The sequence below is a fragment of the Allobosea sp. P1_A7 genome (genome assembly GCF_056406775.1).
Window position 1 is genome coordinate 1 of sequence record NZ_JBFTZN010000078.1, and the last position, 14,529, is coordinate 14,529.

Genomic DNA, 14,529 nt, shown 5'->3' on the forward strand with positions numbered 1-14,529 from the left:
GCTGTTGACCAACGCCGACCAGCACGCTCCCGAGCACGGCCTTGGCCATGTGCTCGAACGCGGCTTTGAGAGCGTGCTCCGCGGCTATGACCGCGCGCTGACTCTCTGTCTGCGTGTGCAGCCGCTGATGCTTGCTGCCTTCTTCGCAACAGTGATCGGCACGGTCTGGCTCTTCCAGACCGCGCCCAAAGGTTTCTTCCCGCAAGAGGATATAGGTCAGCTCCAGGTCGCGACGGAAGCGAGGCAGGATATCTCATTCCCCGCGATGCAAAGGCTGCAGAAGGAGGTTGCCGACGTCTTCCGCAACTCGCCCTATGTCAGCCATGTCGCGTCCTCAGTCGGAGGCGGAGGCGGCGGTGGCGGCAGCGGCGCGCTCAATGCCGGGCGCCTCTTCGTCGAGTTGAAGCCGAGAACCGAACGTCCTGCGCTGCAGACCGTGCTCTCCGACCTGCGCAGGCAGCTCGCACAGGTCGCCGGCATCAACGCCTTCATGACACCGGTTCAGAACCTCAATATCGGCGCGCGCGCCTCCAAGAGCCAATATCAGCTCGTGGTGCAAGGCCTCGACCAGACGCAGATGAACGATTGGGCGCTGAAGCTCGCCGATGAGATGAGCCAGGATCGCGCGACCTTCACCGACGTCACCACCGATCTCCAGAACAACGCCCTGCAAGCGACCCTGGTCATCGACCGCGACAAGGCAAACTCACTGCAGATCGGCGCCGACACCCTGCGCTCGACGCTGTATTCCGGCTTTGGCGTTCGTCAGGTCTCGACCATCTTCACCACCGGAGACAGCTATGAGGTGGTTGTCGAGTTCGACCCCGCTCTTGGCTGGACGGCCGACAAGCTCGACGCGATCCGCGTGCGCGCCAGCAATGGCCTGCTTGTCCCGCTCGGCTCCTTCACCCGCGTCGAGCGCACGGCGGGGCAGCTGACGGTGAACCAGCTCGGCCAGCTTCCGGCGGTGACCATTTCCTACAACCTCCCTGCGGGCGTCGCGCTCGGCGACAGCGTGACCAGGATCAACACCATCAAGACGGAGCTTGGGTTACCGACGACGCTCTCGACGACGCTTGCCGGCACCGCCAAGACCTTCCAGGATTCGCTCGCCAACCAGGGCCTGCTGATCGCCGGCGCGATCCTGACGATCTATATCGTGCTCGGCATCCTCTATGAGAGCTTCATCCATCCGCTGACGATCCTGACCGGCCTGCCATCGGCGGCCATCGGCGCCCTGGCCGCGCTGCGTCTCTTCGGCCTCGACCTGTCGGTGATCGCGATCATCGGCATGCTGATGCTGATCGGCATCGTCAAGAAGAACGCGATCATGATGATCGATGTCGCGCTCGTGCTGCAACGCGAGGGCGTGCCCTCTCAGGATGCGATCCACCGCGCCTGTCTGATGCGCTTCCGCCCGATCCTGATGACGACGCTGGCGGCGCTGATGGGCACCTTGCCGATCGCACTCGGCGCCGGCGCCAGCGCCGAGCTGCGTCAACCTCTCGGCATCGCGGTGGTCGGCGGACTGCTGATCTCGCAGGTGCTGACGCTCTTCATCACGCCGGTGCTGTTTCTCTACATGGAGCGCGTGTCGAAGGCGCTGACCATCGCGAGATGGGCGAACCCGAAGCCGACTACCGCCGCCGTGCGGGAGAGAACACGTCCGACATGATCAATGCGTCGGCCGTGCTTGGGCTGAACGCGGCCGGGATATCGTAGACCAGAACGAGGCGAAGCAGCGCCTTGACGTCCACGTCATGGGGCATGGCGGCAAGCGGATCGGGGAAGAAGATCAGCACGTCGATCTTCCCCTCGGCGATCATCGCTCCGATCTGCTGATCGCCGCCGAGCGGGCCACTCTTCACTGTCTCGACACTGACATCGGGGTGGCTCTGCTTCAGCACAGAACCCGTCGTCGCCGTGGCCACAAGCCGATGCGCGCTCAGAACCTGGATGTTTCGCGTCACCCAGGCCGCAAGATCGGGCTTCTTGCGGTCATGGGCGATCAAGCCGATGCCGAGGCGTTTCGTCATGTCCGCCTTCCCTGTTCCAGCCCCGCGCGGGCTCAGACGACGCTGTCGCGCTCGGGCACGGGCTCGCCGCGCGAGACACGGGCGATGTTGTCGAACATCCGCTTCACCGTCGGGGCGAAATTGTCGGATGCGATCGCCGCCAGATGCGGCGTCACCACCAGATTGTCGAGCCCGAGCAGGGGGCTGTCAGCCGGCAGCGGCTCGATCTCGAAGACGTCCATCGCGGCGCCGGCAATCTCCTTCGCGCGCAAGGCCTCGATCAGGTCGTTCTCGGCGACGACGCCGCCGCGCGCCACGTTGATAAGCACCGCCGTCTTCTTCATCGCAGCGAAGGCAGACTTGTCGATCATGTTCGCCGTCTCCGGCGTCAGGGGGCAATGCAGCGAGACGACGTCGGACTTCGCCAGCAGTTCTGCCAGCGAAGCGTGCTTCGCGCCAAGCTCGACTTCCTCTGCGGCGGAGAGCGGCTGGCGCTTCGAATACAGGATCGTACAGCCAAAGCCCTTCAGCAGCTTCGCGACATTCTGGCCGATGGCGCCAAAGCCGACGATGCCAACCGTCTTGCCGGACAGGGTGAAGGTGTCGCCCGGCAAGCGCCCGCCACGCCAGTCCCCCTTCTTCAACTCGGCATGGCCGAAGGAAATATGACGCAGGGCCGAAAGCATCAGCCCGAGCGTGAACTCGGCGACCGGCACGGCATTGCTGCCCGTGGTGCGGGCAACCTTGATGCCAAGCTGCTTGGCGGTCTGGGTGTCGAGATTATCGACCCCGACGCCCCATTTGTGGAGCAGCTTGAGCTTCTTCGCCGCCTTCAGCACCTCGGCATTGACGCCGACCTGTCCCGCGATCGCGTATTCGGCCTCCGCGATGATTTCCTTCATGTGGTCGTCGCCGCGCGCCGTGCCATGCGTGAGGACGAAACCCGGCGGCAGGAGCGCCCTGAGCTTGTCGGCGCGTTCAGGCGCCATGGGATCGAGGACGACGATGGTTTCTGACATGATGATGGTCCGATTGGCTTGAACGAAATCAGGCAATGGTGAAGCGGACGCCGGCGCGCGCCAGCCCGCCGGAGATCGCGACGGGCGTGCCATCGGCGCGCCAGCAGGCGGCGCCGGTGAGCGTTCCGTCGGAATTGAAGCCGATGGCATTCATGCCGCCGGCGACACGCTGCACGCGTGCGATCTGATGGCCGCGCGCAGTCAGTTCGCTGGCGACCGAATCCGGGATCGCGCTCTCGAGTTCGAGGGCTCCACCCTCCGTCCAGACACGCGGCGCCTCGACGGCCTCCTGCAGGCTCATGCCGTGGTCGATCAGGTTGACGATCGCCTGCAGTGCCGAGGGGAAGATGCGCAGGCCGCCGGGCAGGCCGAGCGCGAAGGCAAGCTTGCCATCGCGCAGGACCATCATCGGCGCCATCGAAGTGAAGACCCGCTTGCCTGGCGCGATCGAGAGCGCGCGGCCGGGATGTGGATCGAAATTATACATATAGTTGTTGGTCAGCATCCCGGTGCCGGGGATCTGGGTGCAGGCGCCGAACAGGCCGTTGATCGTCTGGGTGGTCGCAACCACATTGCCAGCCGCATCCGCTACGGTGACATGAGTGGTGTTCGCGGATTCCCCGGCGCTGAGACCGGCCGCCCAGGCCTTGGTATGGGCCATGTCGATATCGGCGCGGCGCTCATCGGCGTAGGACTTGGCCGTCAGACGCTCGATCGGCACCTTGACGAAGGCCGGGTCCGCAGTCGCCACCGCCCGGTCGGCGAAGGCGATCTTCAGGGCCTCGGCAACGAGATGCACGGCATCGCTCGAGCCGAAGCCGAGCGCACCGATATCGTAGCCCTCGAGGATGTTCAGCATCTGCACGATATGGACGCCGGACGAGGATGGCGGCGGCGGACCGAGGATCTCGAAGCCGCGATAGCGACCCCGAACCGGCTCGCGCTCGATTACCTTGAAGGCGGCGAGGTCGGCCTGGTCGATCAGCCCGCCATTGGCCGCCATGAAGGAGGTTAGCGCCGCGCCGAGCGGGCCATCATAGAGCGCCGAGGGGCCGGTTTCGGCGATCAGCCGCAGGCTCGCGGCATAATCGCCCTGAACCAGCCGCTCCCCCGCCGGCAGCGCCTTTCCGCCGGGCAGGAACAGTTTTGCAAGGCCCGGATCGCGTGCGAGATCCGGCGCGCAATCCGCGATGCAATCGGAGAGATAGGGGCTGACCACGAACCCGCGTTCGGCCAGCCGGATCGCAGGTTGGAGCACATCGGCGAGCGGCAGCGTGCCGAAGCGCGCCAATGCCTCGCACCAGCCGACGAGCGCACCGGGAACCGCGACGGCCTTGGGGCCGACGAGGTTCTCGCGGTCACGCGTATCTCGCGCCTTGCCGACCTCGTGCGACAGCGCCTCATACATGTCGGCACTGGCCTTGCCCGGCGCGGTCGACAAACCGTCAAGCACGAGATGACGACCGTCAGCCAGCCGGATATGGGCAACGCCGCCGCCGAGCACGCCGACCATCATCGGTTCGACGACGGTGAGCGCGAACAGCGAGGCGATGGCCGCATCGATGGCATTGCCGCCCGCGAGCAGCATGTGCGATCCCGCGGCCGAGGCGAGCGGATGATTGGTGACGACCATGCCGCGCGAGCCGGTGGCCGACAGCTTCTCGCAGGTGAAATTGGCGACGCGCGGGCCGCGCAGCTGGGCGTTCATCGTGTCTGTCCTCAGCCGTTCTGCTTCAGCGCCTCGAGCACCATCTTGGTGGCGCCGGWGATGTCGCCAAGCTTCTCGCCGGCCTTGACGCGCGCCTGAGTGCGCTCGCCACGCTCCTGCCGGGCCAGCGCCGCGTCGGCAATCGCCTCGGCCTCTCCTGCCGGCAGCACCAGCACGCCGGACTCGTCCGCGAGGATGATGTCCCCGGCCCTTACCGCGACATTGCCGCAGGAGATCGGCAGGTTCAGCGTGCCGCCGAGATTGTAGAGCCGGGTCGTGATCGGCGACATGCCGCGGCACCACATCGGGAAATCGCTGTCTTCGATCTCGGTCAGATCCGTGCAGGGGCCATCGACGATGCCGCCCATCGCGCCGGCCGCCTTGGCCGCCACGGTGACGCCGCCGCCCCAGCAGGCATGCTTGTCATCGCCGAGTCGATCGACCACGAGGATGTCGCCGGGGCGCAGAAGCCCGAGCGCGTGGTGCAGCAGCGTCGAATCCTGCCCGGGAATGGCAAGCGTCACGGCTGCGCCGGCGATACGCTTGTTGCGCAGCAAGGGCTGGATGCCGCGGTCCATGAATCCCCAGTGCTGGGAATGGCCGATGGTGGCGGTTTCGACGCGGCTGAGCTTCTCGGCAAGGGCCGGCGAGATCTGCTGCGGCATGGGTTCGATGCGGTAGTCGGGCATGGTTCTCTCCTATTGGCCGACGGCGCGCGCGACGCCGACGAGACGTTCGACCAGAACGACGATGATGAGGGTCGCGACGATCAGGATCACCGACAGGGCCGCGACGAGCGGATCGGTGCGTCCTTCGACATAGCGCACCATCTCGACCGGCAGCGTCGAAGCGCGCGGACCGGAGAGGAAGAGCGAGATCACGGTCTCGTCGAAGGACAGCAGGAAGGACAGGGCACCGCAGGCAATCAGGCCGGGCGTGGCAAGCGGCAGCGTCACGCGCCAGATCACCCGCCAGGGCTTCGCGCCCAGCGTCGCGGCAGCCGCTTCGATATCATCCGGCAGCGTCGAGAACGCCGTCGTCATCATCCGGATCACGAAAGGCAGGGTCACGGTCATGTGGCCGAGCACAAGCCCGGGCAAGGTCGCAGTCAGCCTGAGCGGGGTGAAGAACAGCAGAAGCGCGAGGCCGACAATCAAGGTGGGCAGCAGCAACGGTGCGAGAAAGAAGTTCTTCAGCGCCTCCTGGCCGCGAAACCGCCCCTTGTCGAGCGCCAGCGCCGCCGGCACGCCAAGCAGCAGCGACAGCGCCGTGACCACGCCGGCGATCTGAGCGCTGAGGACGACGGCATTCAGCAGCGGTGTGTTGCCGGCGAGTTGCTGGAACCAGCGCAGCGAATAGCCGGACGGAGGGAACAGGATGAAATTGTCCGCCGAGAAGGCGAGTGCCACGACGACAACGATGGGCGCCAGGATCAGGGCGTAGACGATACCTGCGAGCGTCGAGAGGACGGGTCCGGCGCCATTCATCGTTGCAGCCTCCGCGCCGCGACATTGGAGAGCACCAGCAGCGCCAGCAGCAGCACGAGCGTATAGATCGCCAGTACGGCGGCGACCGGCCAATTGGTGTTCGTCGTCGCTTGCTCGAAGATCTCCGTCGCCAGCACGAAGACCCGACCGCCGCCGAGCAGTTTTGGCGTGATATAGGCCGACATCGAGAGCACGAAGCCCAGGCCCGCCGCGAGCGCGAGCGCCGGCAGGCTCAGCGGCAAGGTCACCCGCAGGAACGTGCGCAGCGGCGTGCAGCCCAGGCTGCGCGCCGCCTCCTCCAGCGTGCGGTCAAGCCGGCCGAAACCGGCGAGCAGCGCGAGGATCATGTAGGGCATGATGCTCTCGGCGAGGCCGATGGTGACGCCCGTCCAGTTGAAGACGAGGCGCATCGGCGTCGAGATCAGCCCAAGCCACTGAGCAAGGGAATTGACGAGCCCACGATCGCCCAGGATGGCGAGCCAGCCGAAAACACGCACCACGCCGGAGACCAGCATCGGCATGATCGCGATCACGGCCAGCAGGCCACGAAAGCGCGACTGCGTCCGGAACAGGAACAGCGAGACCGGATAGGCCATGCACAGCGCGATCAGTGTCGCGCTCAGAGAGAGCCAGAGCGAGTTGAGCGTCAGCTCGATCGTGAAGGAATCAGCGAGGACTTCGCTGGTCGTCTTGAGCGACCAGGCCTCGATCATCGCCCCCGTCGGCCCGACCTCGTTGAAGGCGGTGCGAAACAGGCCAAGGGTCGGCCAGACATAGACGGCGAGAAGAAGGAGCGCCGCCGGGACGACCAGCCAAGGCAGGCGCGAGCCGGCGGTCATGTTGCCTCGCGCGGGAAGAGCAGCGTGTCTCCGGCCTGCCAGAGCACGGCGACCTCGGTCCCGGCCGCTGGCGGCTTCGTGCCGGATTRCATCTCGACGCTGAGCTGCCCCCCTGCCCCCTCGACGATGACCTCGACATGATCTCCGACGAAGACGCTGCGCAGAACCCGGCCGGTCAGCCGAACCATGCCCTCGCCGGACGGTTCACCGGTTGAGGCGAGCCGGATGCGCTGCGGCCGCACGAAGACGTCGATCTCGCCGCCGGCCGGAGCGGTGGCCGGCAAGGTCACTCCCCAGACGCTGATGGCGCCCGCCTCATTTCGCAAGGCCGGCAGCACATTGGCGCGCCCGACGAAGTCGGCGACGAAGCGGGTCGCGGGCCGCTCGTAGATATCCTCCGGCGTGCCGATCTGTTCGATCCGCCCGCGCTTCATCACCGCGATCCGATCGCACATCGTCAGCGCCTCGACCTGATCGTGCGTGACGAAGAGCGTGGTGATGCCGAGCGAACGCTGGATGTCGCGAATCTCGTGGCGCATCGCGTCACGCAGCTTGGCGTCGAGATTGGACAGGGATTCGTCGAGCAGCAGCACGGACGGGCGAATGACGAGCGCCCGCGCCAGCGCCACGCGCTGCTGTTGACCGCCTGACAATTCGCGGGGGCGCCTGCCCTCGAGGCCGGCAAGGCGCACCATGCCGAGCGCCTCTTCGACGCGCCGCGACGTCTCAGGGCGCGGCACGCGCCTTTCCTCGAGACCGAAGCCCAMATTGCGGGCAACGCTCAGATGCGGAAACAGCGCATAGGACTGGAAGACATAGCCCATGTTGCGCTTATGAGCCGGCTGGCGCGTGATCTCGGCACCGTCGAGGCGGATCGAGCCCGCGTCGGGATCGATCAGGCCGGCAAGCATGCGCAGCGTCGTGGTTTTGCCGCAGCCGGAGGGGCCGAGGAGAGCGACGGCCTCGCCCTTCTCGACCGAAAGCGCGACGTCATCGACGGCGACGGAATCGCGGTAGCGCTTCTGCAGGCCGGCGAGTTCGAGATAGCTCATGGCAGGCTGCGATCCCGGCTCAGCGACCTGCCGCAGCGATGACTTCGCGCCGCCAGCGATTGTTCCACTGGTCGCGCATCTTCAGAACCTCGTTCCAGTCGACGCCGATCATCCGGCCCCGGCTTTCCGGGGCGGCAGCGGTGCGCGCCAGCGCCTTGGCGTCGATCGCTGCCTTGGCGTTTGTCGGCGCATAGAACATCCGCTCGGTGAAAGCCTTCTGCGCAGCTTGCGCCAGCGCAAAATTGACGAAGGCAACCGCGGCGGCCCTGTTCTTCGAGCCGGCAGTGAGGTTGATGGTGTTGATCTGGAAGACCGATCCTTCAGGCGGCAGCAACGCGGCGATCTTGCCGCCGGTCTGGTCGCCATAGAGCTGCGCACGGGCGTTCCAGCCGGTCGCGACTTTCACCACTCCGTTCAGGATCAGCGAATAGCCATCGGGATTGGGCTCGAACGTATTCACCGAAGGGGCGAGAGCGCGCAGCTTCTTGATCGCCGCATCGATCGACTTGCGGTAGTCGCCGCCCTCCATCTTCTCGACCATTGCGGTGAGCGCGAGCCCCTGGATGTTCGGCGGCGCCGCAAGCGCGACCTGCCCCTTGAGGTCCGGCCGCCAGAGATCGGCGAGCTTCTCGATCGGCGGCTTCAGATTCTGCGTGTCATAGACGAGCACGAGATGGTCGAAGGTCACGGCCGGGCCGTAATCGCCTCCGGCCGCGCGGGCCTCCGGATGGAGTTCGTTCAGCGACGGAACTTCGGAGGGCGTCAGCTTCTCGAACAGTCCCTCGATATTGCCGATGCTGGAGGTGGTGACATCCATGATTGCCACATCGACCTGCGGATCAGCCTTCTGGGCTCGGACGCTGCCGACCATCTGGGCCGAGGTGCCGCCCGGCACATAGTTCACCTTCACGCCGGGAAAGGCCTGCTGGAACGGCTCGACCACCGCCTTCACGTAGTTGTCCTGGAAGATCCCGGAATAGGACATCAGCGTGATCGAGCCGCTGAGCCCCTGGGCCCTGACGAGAGCCGGAGCGGCGATGGTCGCAAGCCCGGTCTGAAGAACAAGACGACGTGTCGGCATGGAAGCTTCCCCTCTTGTCATGGCCGCATGCGAGGCAGCCGCAATGTCGTAGCCAGCGCCCACCGGCTTGTMATGGCGCGGCGGCGCTGGAGACCCATGCGCCGCCGTAGGGATATCAGCGGGGCAGGCTCAGCCGTCGACCTTGCTGGCGAAATGGGCCACGAAACGGGCGCAGATCTCGGTGAGCTTCTCGGAGAGCGCAGCCCCCGTTTCAGCCGAGCACAGCTTCGAATCCCCCTTGGCGACGCCAAGATTGTAGACCTCGTCATACTCATTGGGCATCGCCACCTCGGCGCCCTCGAAGCTCGCCGTGCCAAGCCCRGTGAACTGCAGGTCGAGCACGGGATCGCGCTTCAGCGGCTGGCCAGCCGGGATCAGGTCCTTGCGCATCAGCTCCGGGAACAGGTGCAGCCCGAGGCTGGTCAGCGGATCGGCACCATGTCCAGCGACCGCAGCCGCCTTCTCCGCGCCGAGAATGCCCGGCAGCAGCCCGTAGGCGATGCGCCAGAGATAAAGGCTCGGCAGGACGATCTGCTCGCGCTGGTAAAGCTCGCGCGCCACGTCGGAGATCGGGCCGACATTGCCGCCATGGCCGTTGATCACGATGATGCGCGTCAGGCCATTGCGATGCAGTGAATCCACCATCTCGGCGATCACCGCCGTCAAGGTCGATTGCGAAATGGCAATGCCACCGACCATCGGACCGAACCAGTCGGCGCCGCCGAAGGGCAGGACGGGAGCAACCAGCGTGCGCACGCCGCGCTCCGAGGCGCGGATGGCCGCGAGCTCGGCGATCTTCTCGGCGAGAAGATAGTCGCCCATCGGTGCGTGCGGGCCCTGATCCTCATGGCTGCCCATCGGCAGCAGGATGACGGGGTTCTCTTCGAGGATCTCCCGTGCCTCTCCGCCGGTGATCGTGCCCATGTGAACGAGGGGAGTAGTCTTGGTGGCCATTGGCTTCATCCTGGATATGCGAGGGAGTTCGCGGTGAGGATCGTCATGGGAAGGCTCTGCCTCTCAGCGGTCGGCGGTTCGGGGATCGACCGCGTCGCGCAGGGCATCGCAGAGCAGGTTGATGGCGAGGATGGTCAGCGTCAGCGCCGCGCAGGGCCAGAGCAGCAGCAGCGGCGCCTGCTCCATCGTAGCGCGCGCGCCCCTGATCATCAGTCCCCAGGAGGGCGCCGGCGGAACGACGCCAAGTCCGAGAAACGACAGGCCGCTTTCGATGACGACAGCGGCCGCCACTGTCAGGGACAGCTGCACCAGGAGCGGGCCGGCAATATTGGGAAGCACGGTGCGGAGCAGGATACGTCGGGGCGTGGCGCCGAACGCCCGCGCCGCCTCGACATATTCGCGCGACCGCACCGCGAGCACTTCGGCATAGGCCACGCGTGCGAAGCCCGGCAGATAGAGAACCGACAGGACCAGGACCAGCGTCGCCGCGCCCGGCCCGAGCAAGGTGACGACCAGCAGGGCGAGCAGCACCGGCGGAAAGCACATGATGATCTCGACGCTGCGCACCGTCAGGAACGCGCCAAGCCCCTTGCCCCAGCCCCCGATCAGGCCGATCGCGGTGCCGACTGTTCCCGCAACCAAGGCAGCGACGAAGGCGACGCCCAGACTTGTGCGCGCGCCCCAGATTAAGCGCGACAGCACATCGCGGCCGAATTCGTCACGGCCGAGCCAGGAGCCTGCGCTCGGCGCAGCGAGCCGCCGGGCAATGTCCTGCCTGACCGGATCCGGCAGGCCGAGAAACGGAGCGGCGAGAGCGATGAAGATAATCAGCGCGACAAAGGCGCCGGGAAGCCAGAGCCGTTTCATCCCGCCTGCACCCTCGGATCAACGATCGCGTGAAGAATCTCGACCACAAGGTTGATCAACAGGAACAGAACCGAGATGGTAAGAATGATACCGACCACCATCGGATAGTCGCGCGCCTCGACGGCCCGCAGCAGCGGCGTCGACAGGCCCGGCCAGTTGAAGACGTATTCGACGAGCACGGTGCCGCCCAGCAGGGTTCCCATTTGCAGGCCGAGTACGGTCAGCACCGGGTTGAGCGCATTGCGCAGCACATGGACGACCAGGATGCGCGCCTGCGAGAGGCCCTTTGCGCGAGCGGTGCGGACATAGTCATTGGCGAGTGCATCCAGCATCGAGGCGCGCGTCATCCGGAACAGGATGGCGGCCAGCCCCTTGCCGACTGCGATGGCCGGAAGCGTAAGCAGTTTGAGATGCTGGACCGGGTCCTGTGTGAAGGGCACGAACCCGCCGGCCGGCATCAGCCGCAGGGTCTGCGCCATCAGCAGCACGAGCAATGTGCCCACCACGAAAACCGGCACGGCCAGCAGGAGCGCTGTGACGCCAGAAGCGATGCGATCGAAGCGCCCGCCCCGATGAAGGGCCGCATAGACGCCGGAGGGCACGCCGACCGCGATACCGATCAAGGTGCCGGCAAGAATGAGCTCCAGCGTGCGCGGCAGGCGCAGCGCGATCTCGCTCAGCACCGGATAATCATCGACCAGGGAATGCCCGAGATTGCCTTGCATGAGGCCGGCGAGGAACGCGCCATACTGCGCAAGCAGCGGCCGCTCGAGCCCAAGCTTTTCACGCAACTCCGCGACAGCCGCTGGATCGGGTGAGATCCCTCCCGTCGAAAGCAGCAATTCGGCGGGGTCGCCCGGCACCATGTGCAGGGCGAGAAAGACGATCGTTGCAACGACCCAGGCGAGGCCGAGCGAAACCGCAAGGCGGCGCGCGAACCAGGTCACGCTCATCCGAAATAGGTCTCTTCGAGCGTCGCGCCCGATGAGGTGGTGAGCGCGCCGGGCAGGTTGGTGAAGCCCATCACGCTCTTGTCCATGCCATAGCCTTGCGAGCGCCAGGCGAGGCCGACCAGGGGTACCTCCTCGAGCGCCGCGCGCTGCATCTCCTTGTAGATCTCGACCCGCTTGGCCTGATCGAACTCGGAACGCCCCTTGGCGAGTGCCGCAATCGTGCGCGGAGCATCGACCTTGAAAGAGCGGCCATGGGTCGGCGACAACGAAGTGTCGAGGACCACGGTAAGGCCATCAGGGTCGTTGTTGTCCGACGAGACGCCGTGGATCGCCATGTCGTACTGGCCGCGCGTGCCGCGGCTCACCCGGGTCGACCAATCCGGCAGCTGCAGCTCGCACTGGATGCCGACGGCGGCCAGATGCTGCTGCACCACCTCGGCCGTATCCTTGTGCATGCCGAACTGCGAGGTGGCGAGCAGCGTCGACTGGAAGCCGTTGGCGAACCCGGCCTCGGCGAGCAGYGCCTTTGCCCGGGCCGGATCATAATTCCAGCCATGCGCCAGTTCCTTGTCATACCAGGGCGTGCCTTCGACGATCGGCAGGCCCTCGAGCGGCTTGCCGCGCCCGAAGAAGGCGGCCTTGACGATATCGTCGCGCTTCACGGCATGGGCGATGGCCCGGCGCACGCGGGGATCGTTGAAGGGCGGCTTGGTGCCGTTGAAGAGGATGTCCATGAACGGCCCCTCGACCGAATCGAGCTTCAGCCTGGAGTCGGCCTCGACCGCGGACATCGACTGCCACGGCACATACTCGATCATGTCGACATCGCCGGACTGCAGCGCGGCGAAGCGCAGGTTCTCGTCGGCATAGACGACGAACTTGATGCCCTTCACCTTCGGAAAACCCGGCTTGTAGAACTTGTCGAAGGCGACGAGATCGAGCGAGGTCCCGCGCTCCTGTCCGGCCAGTTTGAAGGGGCCTGCTCCGACCGGCTCGTTCGGCGCCGATTTCCGCCAGATCACGAAAGTGTTGTAGTTGCCGAACCAGCTCGGCAACGTCGCCTGCGGCAGCGTGGTGACAAGCCGGATGGTCTTCGGGTCGGGAATCTCGATGCGCTCGATCCCCTGAAACTGGGTGCGCATATAGGCGGTCGACTTCTCGCCGGCGATCTGCTCGATCGACCACTTCACGTCCTCGGCCGTGACCGGTTCGCCATTATGAAAGACGCAGCCCTGCCGCAGCTTGAAGACCCAGGCGCCATCGCTGTCGCGCGACCAGGACTCGGCCAACTCGCCTCGCAACTCGCCCTTGCTGTCATAGGAAACGAGGCTGCGATGCGTGAGCATCTTCACCGTGCCGGCCGACGCCCCGGTGCTGACCCAGGGCTGAAGATTGGGCGGAAAGGCGGAAAGCCCGTAGCGCAGGATACCGCTCGCACGCTGCGCGCGCCCCGGCATCGACATGAACGGCAGGGCAAGCCCGGCCTGGAGGATGGCACGACGCGTCGTGGTCATGAAACGATCTCCCCGCACCGGGCCTCGAAGGTCGCCGGTCCCTTTACAAGTAGCGAGTTGAAAACTTGTCTGTCAACGCACGYCTTGCGTGATTATGCGCCCCTGCACGCTCAAAAATAGCGCGATTCGATAGTCGTAGAGCCAGGTCGCTTTGCAGGTGCAGCAAAGTATGTAAATCTGTTTACAAGTGAACTTGCCAAGTTCGTGATGACCTGGAACAGAAGGCGCCCGTGTCTCACCGCCCGAAACTGAGCGACGTACTCTATGCAGACATGCTTGAGCGCCTCCGGCGCGGCGAAGTCTTCGCCGATGGAAAGCTGCCCTCGGAGAACGAACTGAGCCAGGAGTTTGGCGTCTCGCGGCCGACGGTGCGCGAGGCATTGCGGCGCCTGCGCGATGACGGCCTGATCCATTCCCGGCAAGGCGCCGGCAGCTTCATCGCGGCAGTGCAACCGCAGCTGACTGCGCCGCCGCCCCGCGCTCCCCTGAGCAAGGACGAAGGCATTCGCACGATCTCGAATGTCAGACGCGTCTATCAGTTCCGGATCGCACTCGAAGGCGAGGTTGCCTATGCGGCCGCGCTGCATCGCAGCGAGGCCGATATCGCCGCGATCCAGAAGGAACTCGACGCGATCCACCTCGCGATCAAGACGGGCCGGATCGGCGTCCAGCAGGACAGCGATTTTCACGCAGCGATCGCACGGGCAACCCAGAACCCCTATTTCGAGGCCGCTCTGGCCGCTGTGAGGTCTCAGGTCGATTTCGTCATCGACCTCGCCCGCAGCTTCTCCGTTCTGCAATCGGCCGAGCATCTCGCCATGGTTCAGCGCGAGCATGCGGCCGTCTTCGAGGCCATCCGCGACGGCGACGGCGTCAGGGCGCGCGAGGCGATGCAGGCCCATATCCGCAATGCCCAGGAACGGGTCTTCGACGGCATCCATTTCTGAAGATCCACCGGACGGAGCCTACGGCTCACTCAAGCTGGGGATCGCATTCTCATGCACGCTTTCATGCTTGACGCGCATCATGACATAGTTAGC

14 protein-coding genes are annotated in these 14,529 nt (G+C 65.6%); 2 read left to right on the top strand and 12 right to left on the bottom strand.

The annotated features are described in order from the left end of the window. Positions 1–1,675, top strand: a 1,675-nt coding sequence (locus tag AC1D34_RS15435; protein ID WP_476824675.1) for an efflux RND transporter permease subunit, incomplete at its 5' end; no start/stop codon positions are given. Here AC1D34_RS15435 and AC1D34_RS15440 read toward each other — a convergent pair. The 12 genes from AC1D34_RS15440 to AC1D34_RS15495 all read right to left on the bottom strand — a co-directional run bounded on the left by AC1D34_RS15440 (position 1,638) and on the right by AC1D34_RS15495 (position 13,489). After that, positions 1,638–2,036, bottom strand: coding sequence for a methylglyoxal synthase (locus AC1D34_RS15440; RefSeq protein ID WP_441505853.1), 399 nt, complete (start codon positions 2,034–2,036; stop codon positions 1,638–1,640). The two genes, AC1D34_RS15435 and AC1D34_RS15440, sit on opposite strands and share 38 nt — an antisense overlap. Positions 2,037–2,068: 32 nt before the next feature. Beyond that, positions 2,069–3,034 (bottom strand): 2-hydroxyacid dehydrogenase, encoded by a 966-nt coding sequence (locus AC1D34_RS15445; RefSeq protein ID WP_441505854.1) that lies wholly within the window; start codon positions 3,032–3,034, stop codon positions 2,069–2,071. Between the two features lie 28 nt (positions 3,035–3,062). Beyond that, the gene (gene ggt / locus AC1D34_RS15450; protein ID WP_441505855.1) at positions 3,063–4,742 is read right to left on the bottom strand and encodes a gamma-glutamyltransferase; all 1,680 of its coding nucleotides are present in this window, start codon (positions 4,740–4,742) and stop codon (positions 3,063–3,065) included. Between the two features lie 11 nt (positions 4,743–4,753). After that, positions 4,754–5,431: an RraA family protein gene (locus AC1D34_RS15455; RefSeq protein ID WP_476824676.1), complete on the bottom strand. Its 678-nt coding sequence runs from the start codon at positions 5,429–5,431 to the stop codon at positions 4,754–4,756. Between the two features lie 9 nt (positions 5,432–5,440). Then, positions 5,441–6,229, bottom strand: coding sequence for an ABC transporter permease (locus AC1D34_RS15460; protein WP_476824677.1), 789 nt, complete (start codon positions 6,227–6,229; stop codon positions 5,441–5,443). Continuing rightward, on the bottom strand, positions 6,226–7,068 hold the full coding sequence (locus AC1D34_RS15465; protein ID WP_441489847.1) for an ABC transporter permease: 843 nt from the start codon (positions 7,066–7,068) through the stop codon (positions 6,226–6,228). The genes AC1D34_RS15460 and AC1D34_RS15465 overlap by 4 nt, the downstream gene beginning before the upstream one ends. Continuing rightward, positions 7,065–8,120 (bottom strand): ABC transporter ATP-binding protein, encoded by a 1,056-nt coding sequence (locus tag AC1D34_RS15470; protein ID WP_476824678.1) that lies wholly within the window; start codon positions 8,118–8,120, stop codon positions 7,065–7,067. The genes AC1D34_RS15465 and AC1D34_RS15470 overlap by 4 nt, the downstream gene beginning before the upstream one ends. Positions 8,121–8,139: 19 nt before the next feature. Next, a complete protein-coding gene (locus tag AC1D34_RS15475) occupies positions 8,140–9,201 on the bottom strand; it encodes an extracellular solute-binding protein (protein WP_441505859.1) in 1,062 nt (353 codons plus the stop codon). 129 nt (positions 9,202–9,330) lie between these two features. After that, the gene (locus tag AC1D34_RS15480) at positions 9,331–10,155 is read right to left on the bottom strand and encodes a creatininase family protein (RefSeq protein ID WP_476824679.1); all 825 of its coding nucleotides are present in this window, start codon (positions 10,153–10,155) and stop codon (positions 9,331–9,333) included. A gap of 63 nt (positions 10,156–10,218) precedes the next feature. Further along, positions 10,219–11,022, bottom strand: a complete 804-nt coding sequence (locus tag AC1D34_RS15485; protein WP_441505860.1) for an ABC transporter permease — start codon at positions 11,020–11,022, stop codon at positions 10,219–10,221. Beyond that, positions 11,019–11,975 carry an ABC transporter permease gene (locus tag AC1D34_RS15490; RefSeq protein ID WP_441489843.1) on the bottom strand — a complete coding sequence of 319 codons (957 nt, stop codon included), beginning with the start codon at positions 11,973–11,975 and terminating at the stop codon, positions 11,019–11,021. Before AC1D34_RS15490 ends, AC1D34_RS15485 begins: the two co-directional genes overlap by 4 nt. Continuing rightward, positions 11,972–13,489 carry an ABC transporter substrate-binding protein gene (locus tag AC1D34_RS15495; RefSeq protein ID WP_441505861.1) on the bottom strand — a complete coding sequence of 506 codons (1,518 nt, stop codon included), beginning with the start codon at positions 13,487–13,489 and terminating at the stop codon, positions 11,972–11,974. Before AC1D34_RS15495 ends, AC1D34_RS15490 begins: the two co-directional genes overlap by 4 nt. A gap of 230 nt (positions 13,490–13,719) precedes the next feature. Here AC1D34_RS15495 and AC1D34_RS15500 point away from each other — a divergent pair, with 230 nt between their 5' ends. Beyond that, positions 13,720–14,436: a FadR/GntR family transcriptional regulator gene (locus AC1D34_RS15500; protein ID WP_441505862.1), complete on the top strand. Its 717-nt coding sequence runs from the start codon at positions 13,720–13,722 to the stop codon at positions 14,434–14,436. Positions 14,437–14,529: the final 93 nt, after the last annotated feature.

Excerpts from the sequence above, each read along its gene's own strand:
- AC1D34_RS15440 (WP_441505853.1), bottom strand. The coding sequence starts at position 2,036 with ATGACGAAACGCCTCGGCATCGGCTTGATCGCCCATGACCGCAAGAAG.
- AC1D34_RS15445 (WP_441505854.1), bottom strand. The coding sequence starts at position 3,034 with ATGTCAGAAACCATCGTCGTCCTCGATCCCATGGCGCCTGAACGCGCC.
- ggt (WP_441505855.1), bottom strand. The coding sequence starts at position 4,742 with ATGAACGCCCAGCTGCGCGGCCCGCGCGTCGCCAATTTCACCTGCGAG.
- AC1D34_RS15460 (WP_476824677.1), bottom strand. The coding sequence starts at position 6,229 with ATGAATGGCGCCGGACCCGTCCTCTCGACGCTCGCAGGTATCGTCTAC.
- AC1D34_RS15465 (WP_441489847.1), bottom strand. The coding sequence starts at position 7,068 with ATGACCGCCGGCTCGCGCCTGCCTTGGCTGGTCGTCCCGGCGGCGCTC.
- AC1D34_RS15475 (WP_441505859.1), bottom strand. The coding sequence starts at position 9,201 with ATGCCGACACGTCGTCTTGTTCTTCAGACCGGGCTTGCGACCATCGCC.
- AC1D34_RS15485 (WP_441505860.1), bottom strand. The coding sequence starts at position 11,022 with ATGAAACGGCTCTGGCTTCCCGGCGCCTTTGTCGCGCTGATTATCTTC.
- AC1D34_RS15490 (WP_441489843.1), bottom strand. The coding sequence starts at position 11,975 with ATGAGCGTGACCTGGTTCGCGCGCCGCCTTGCGGTTTCGCTCGGCCTC.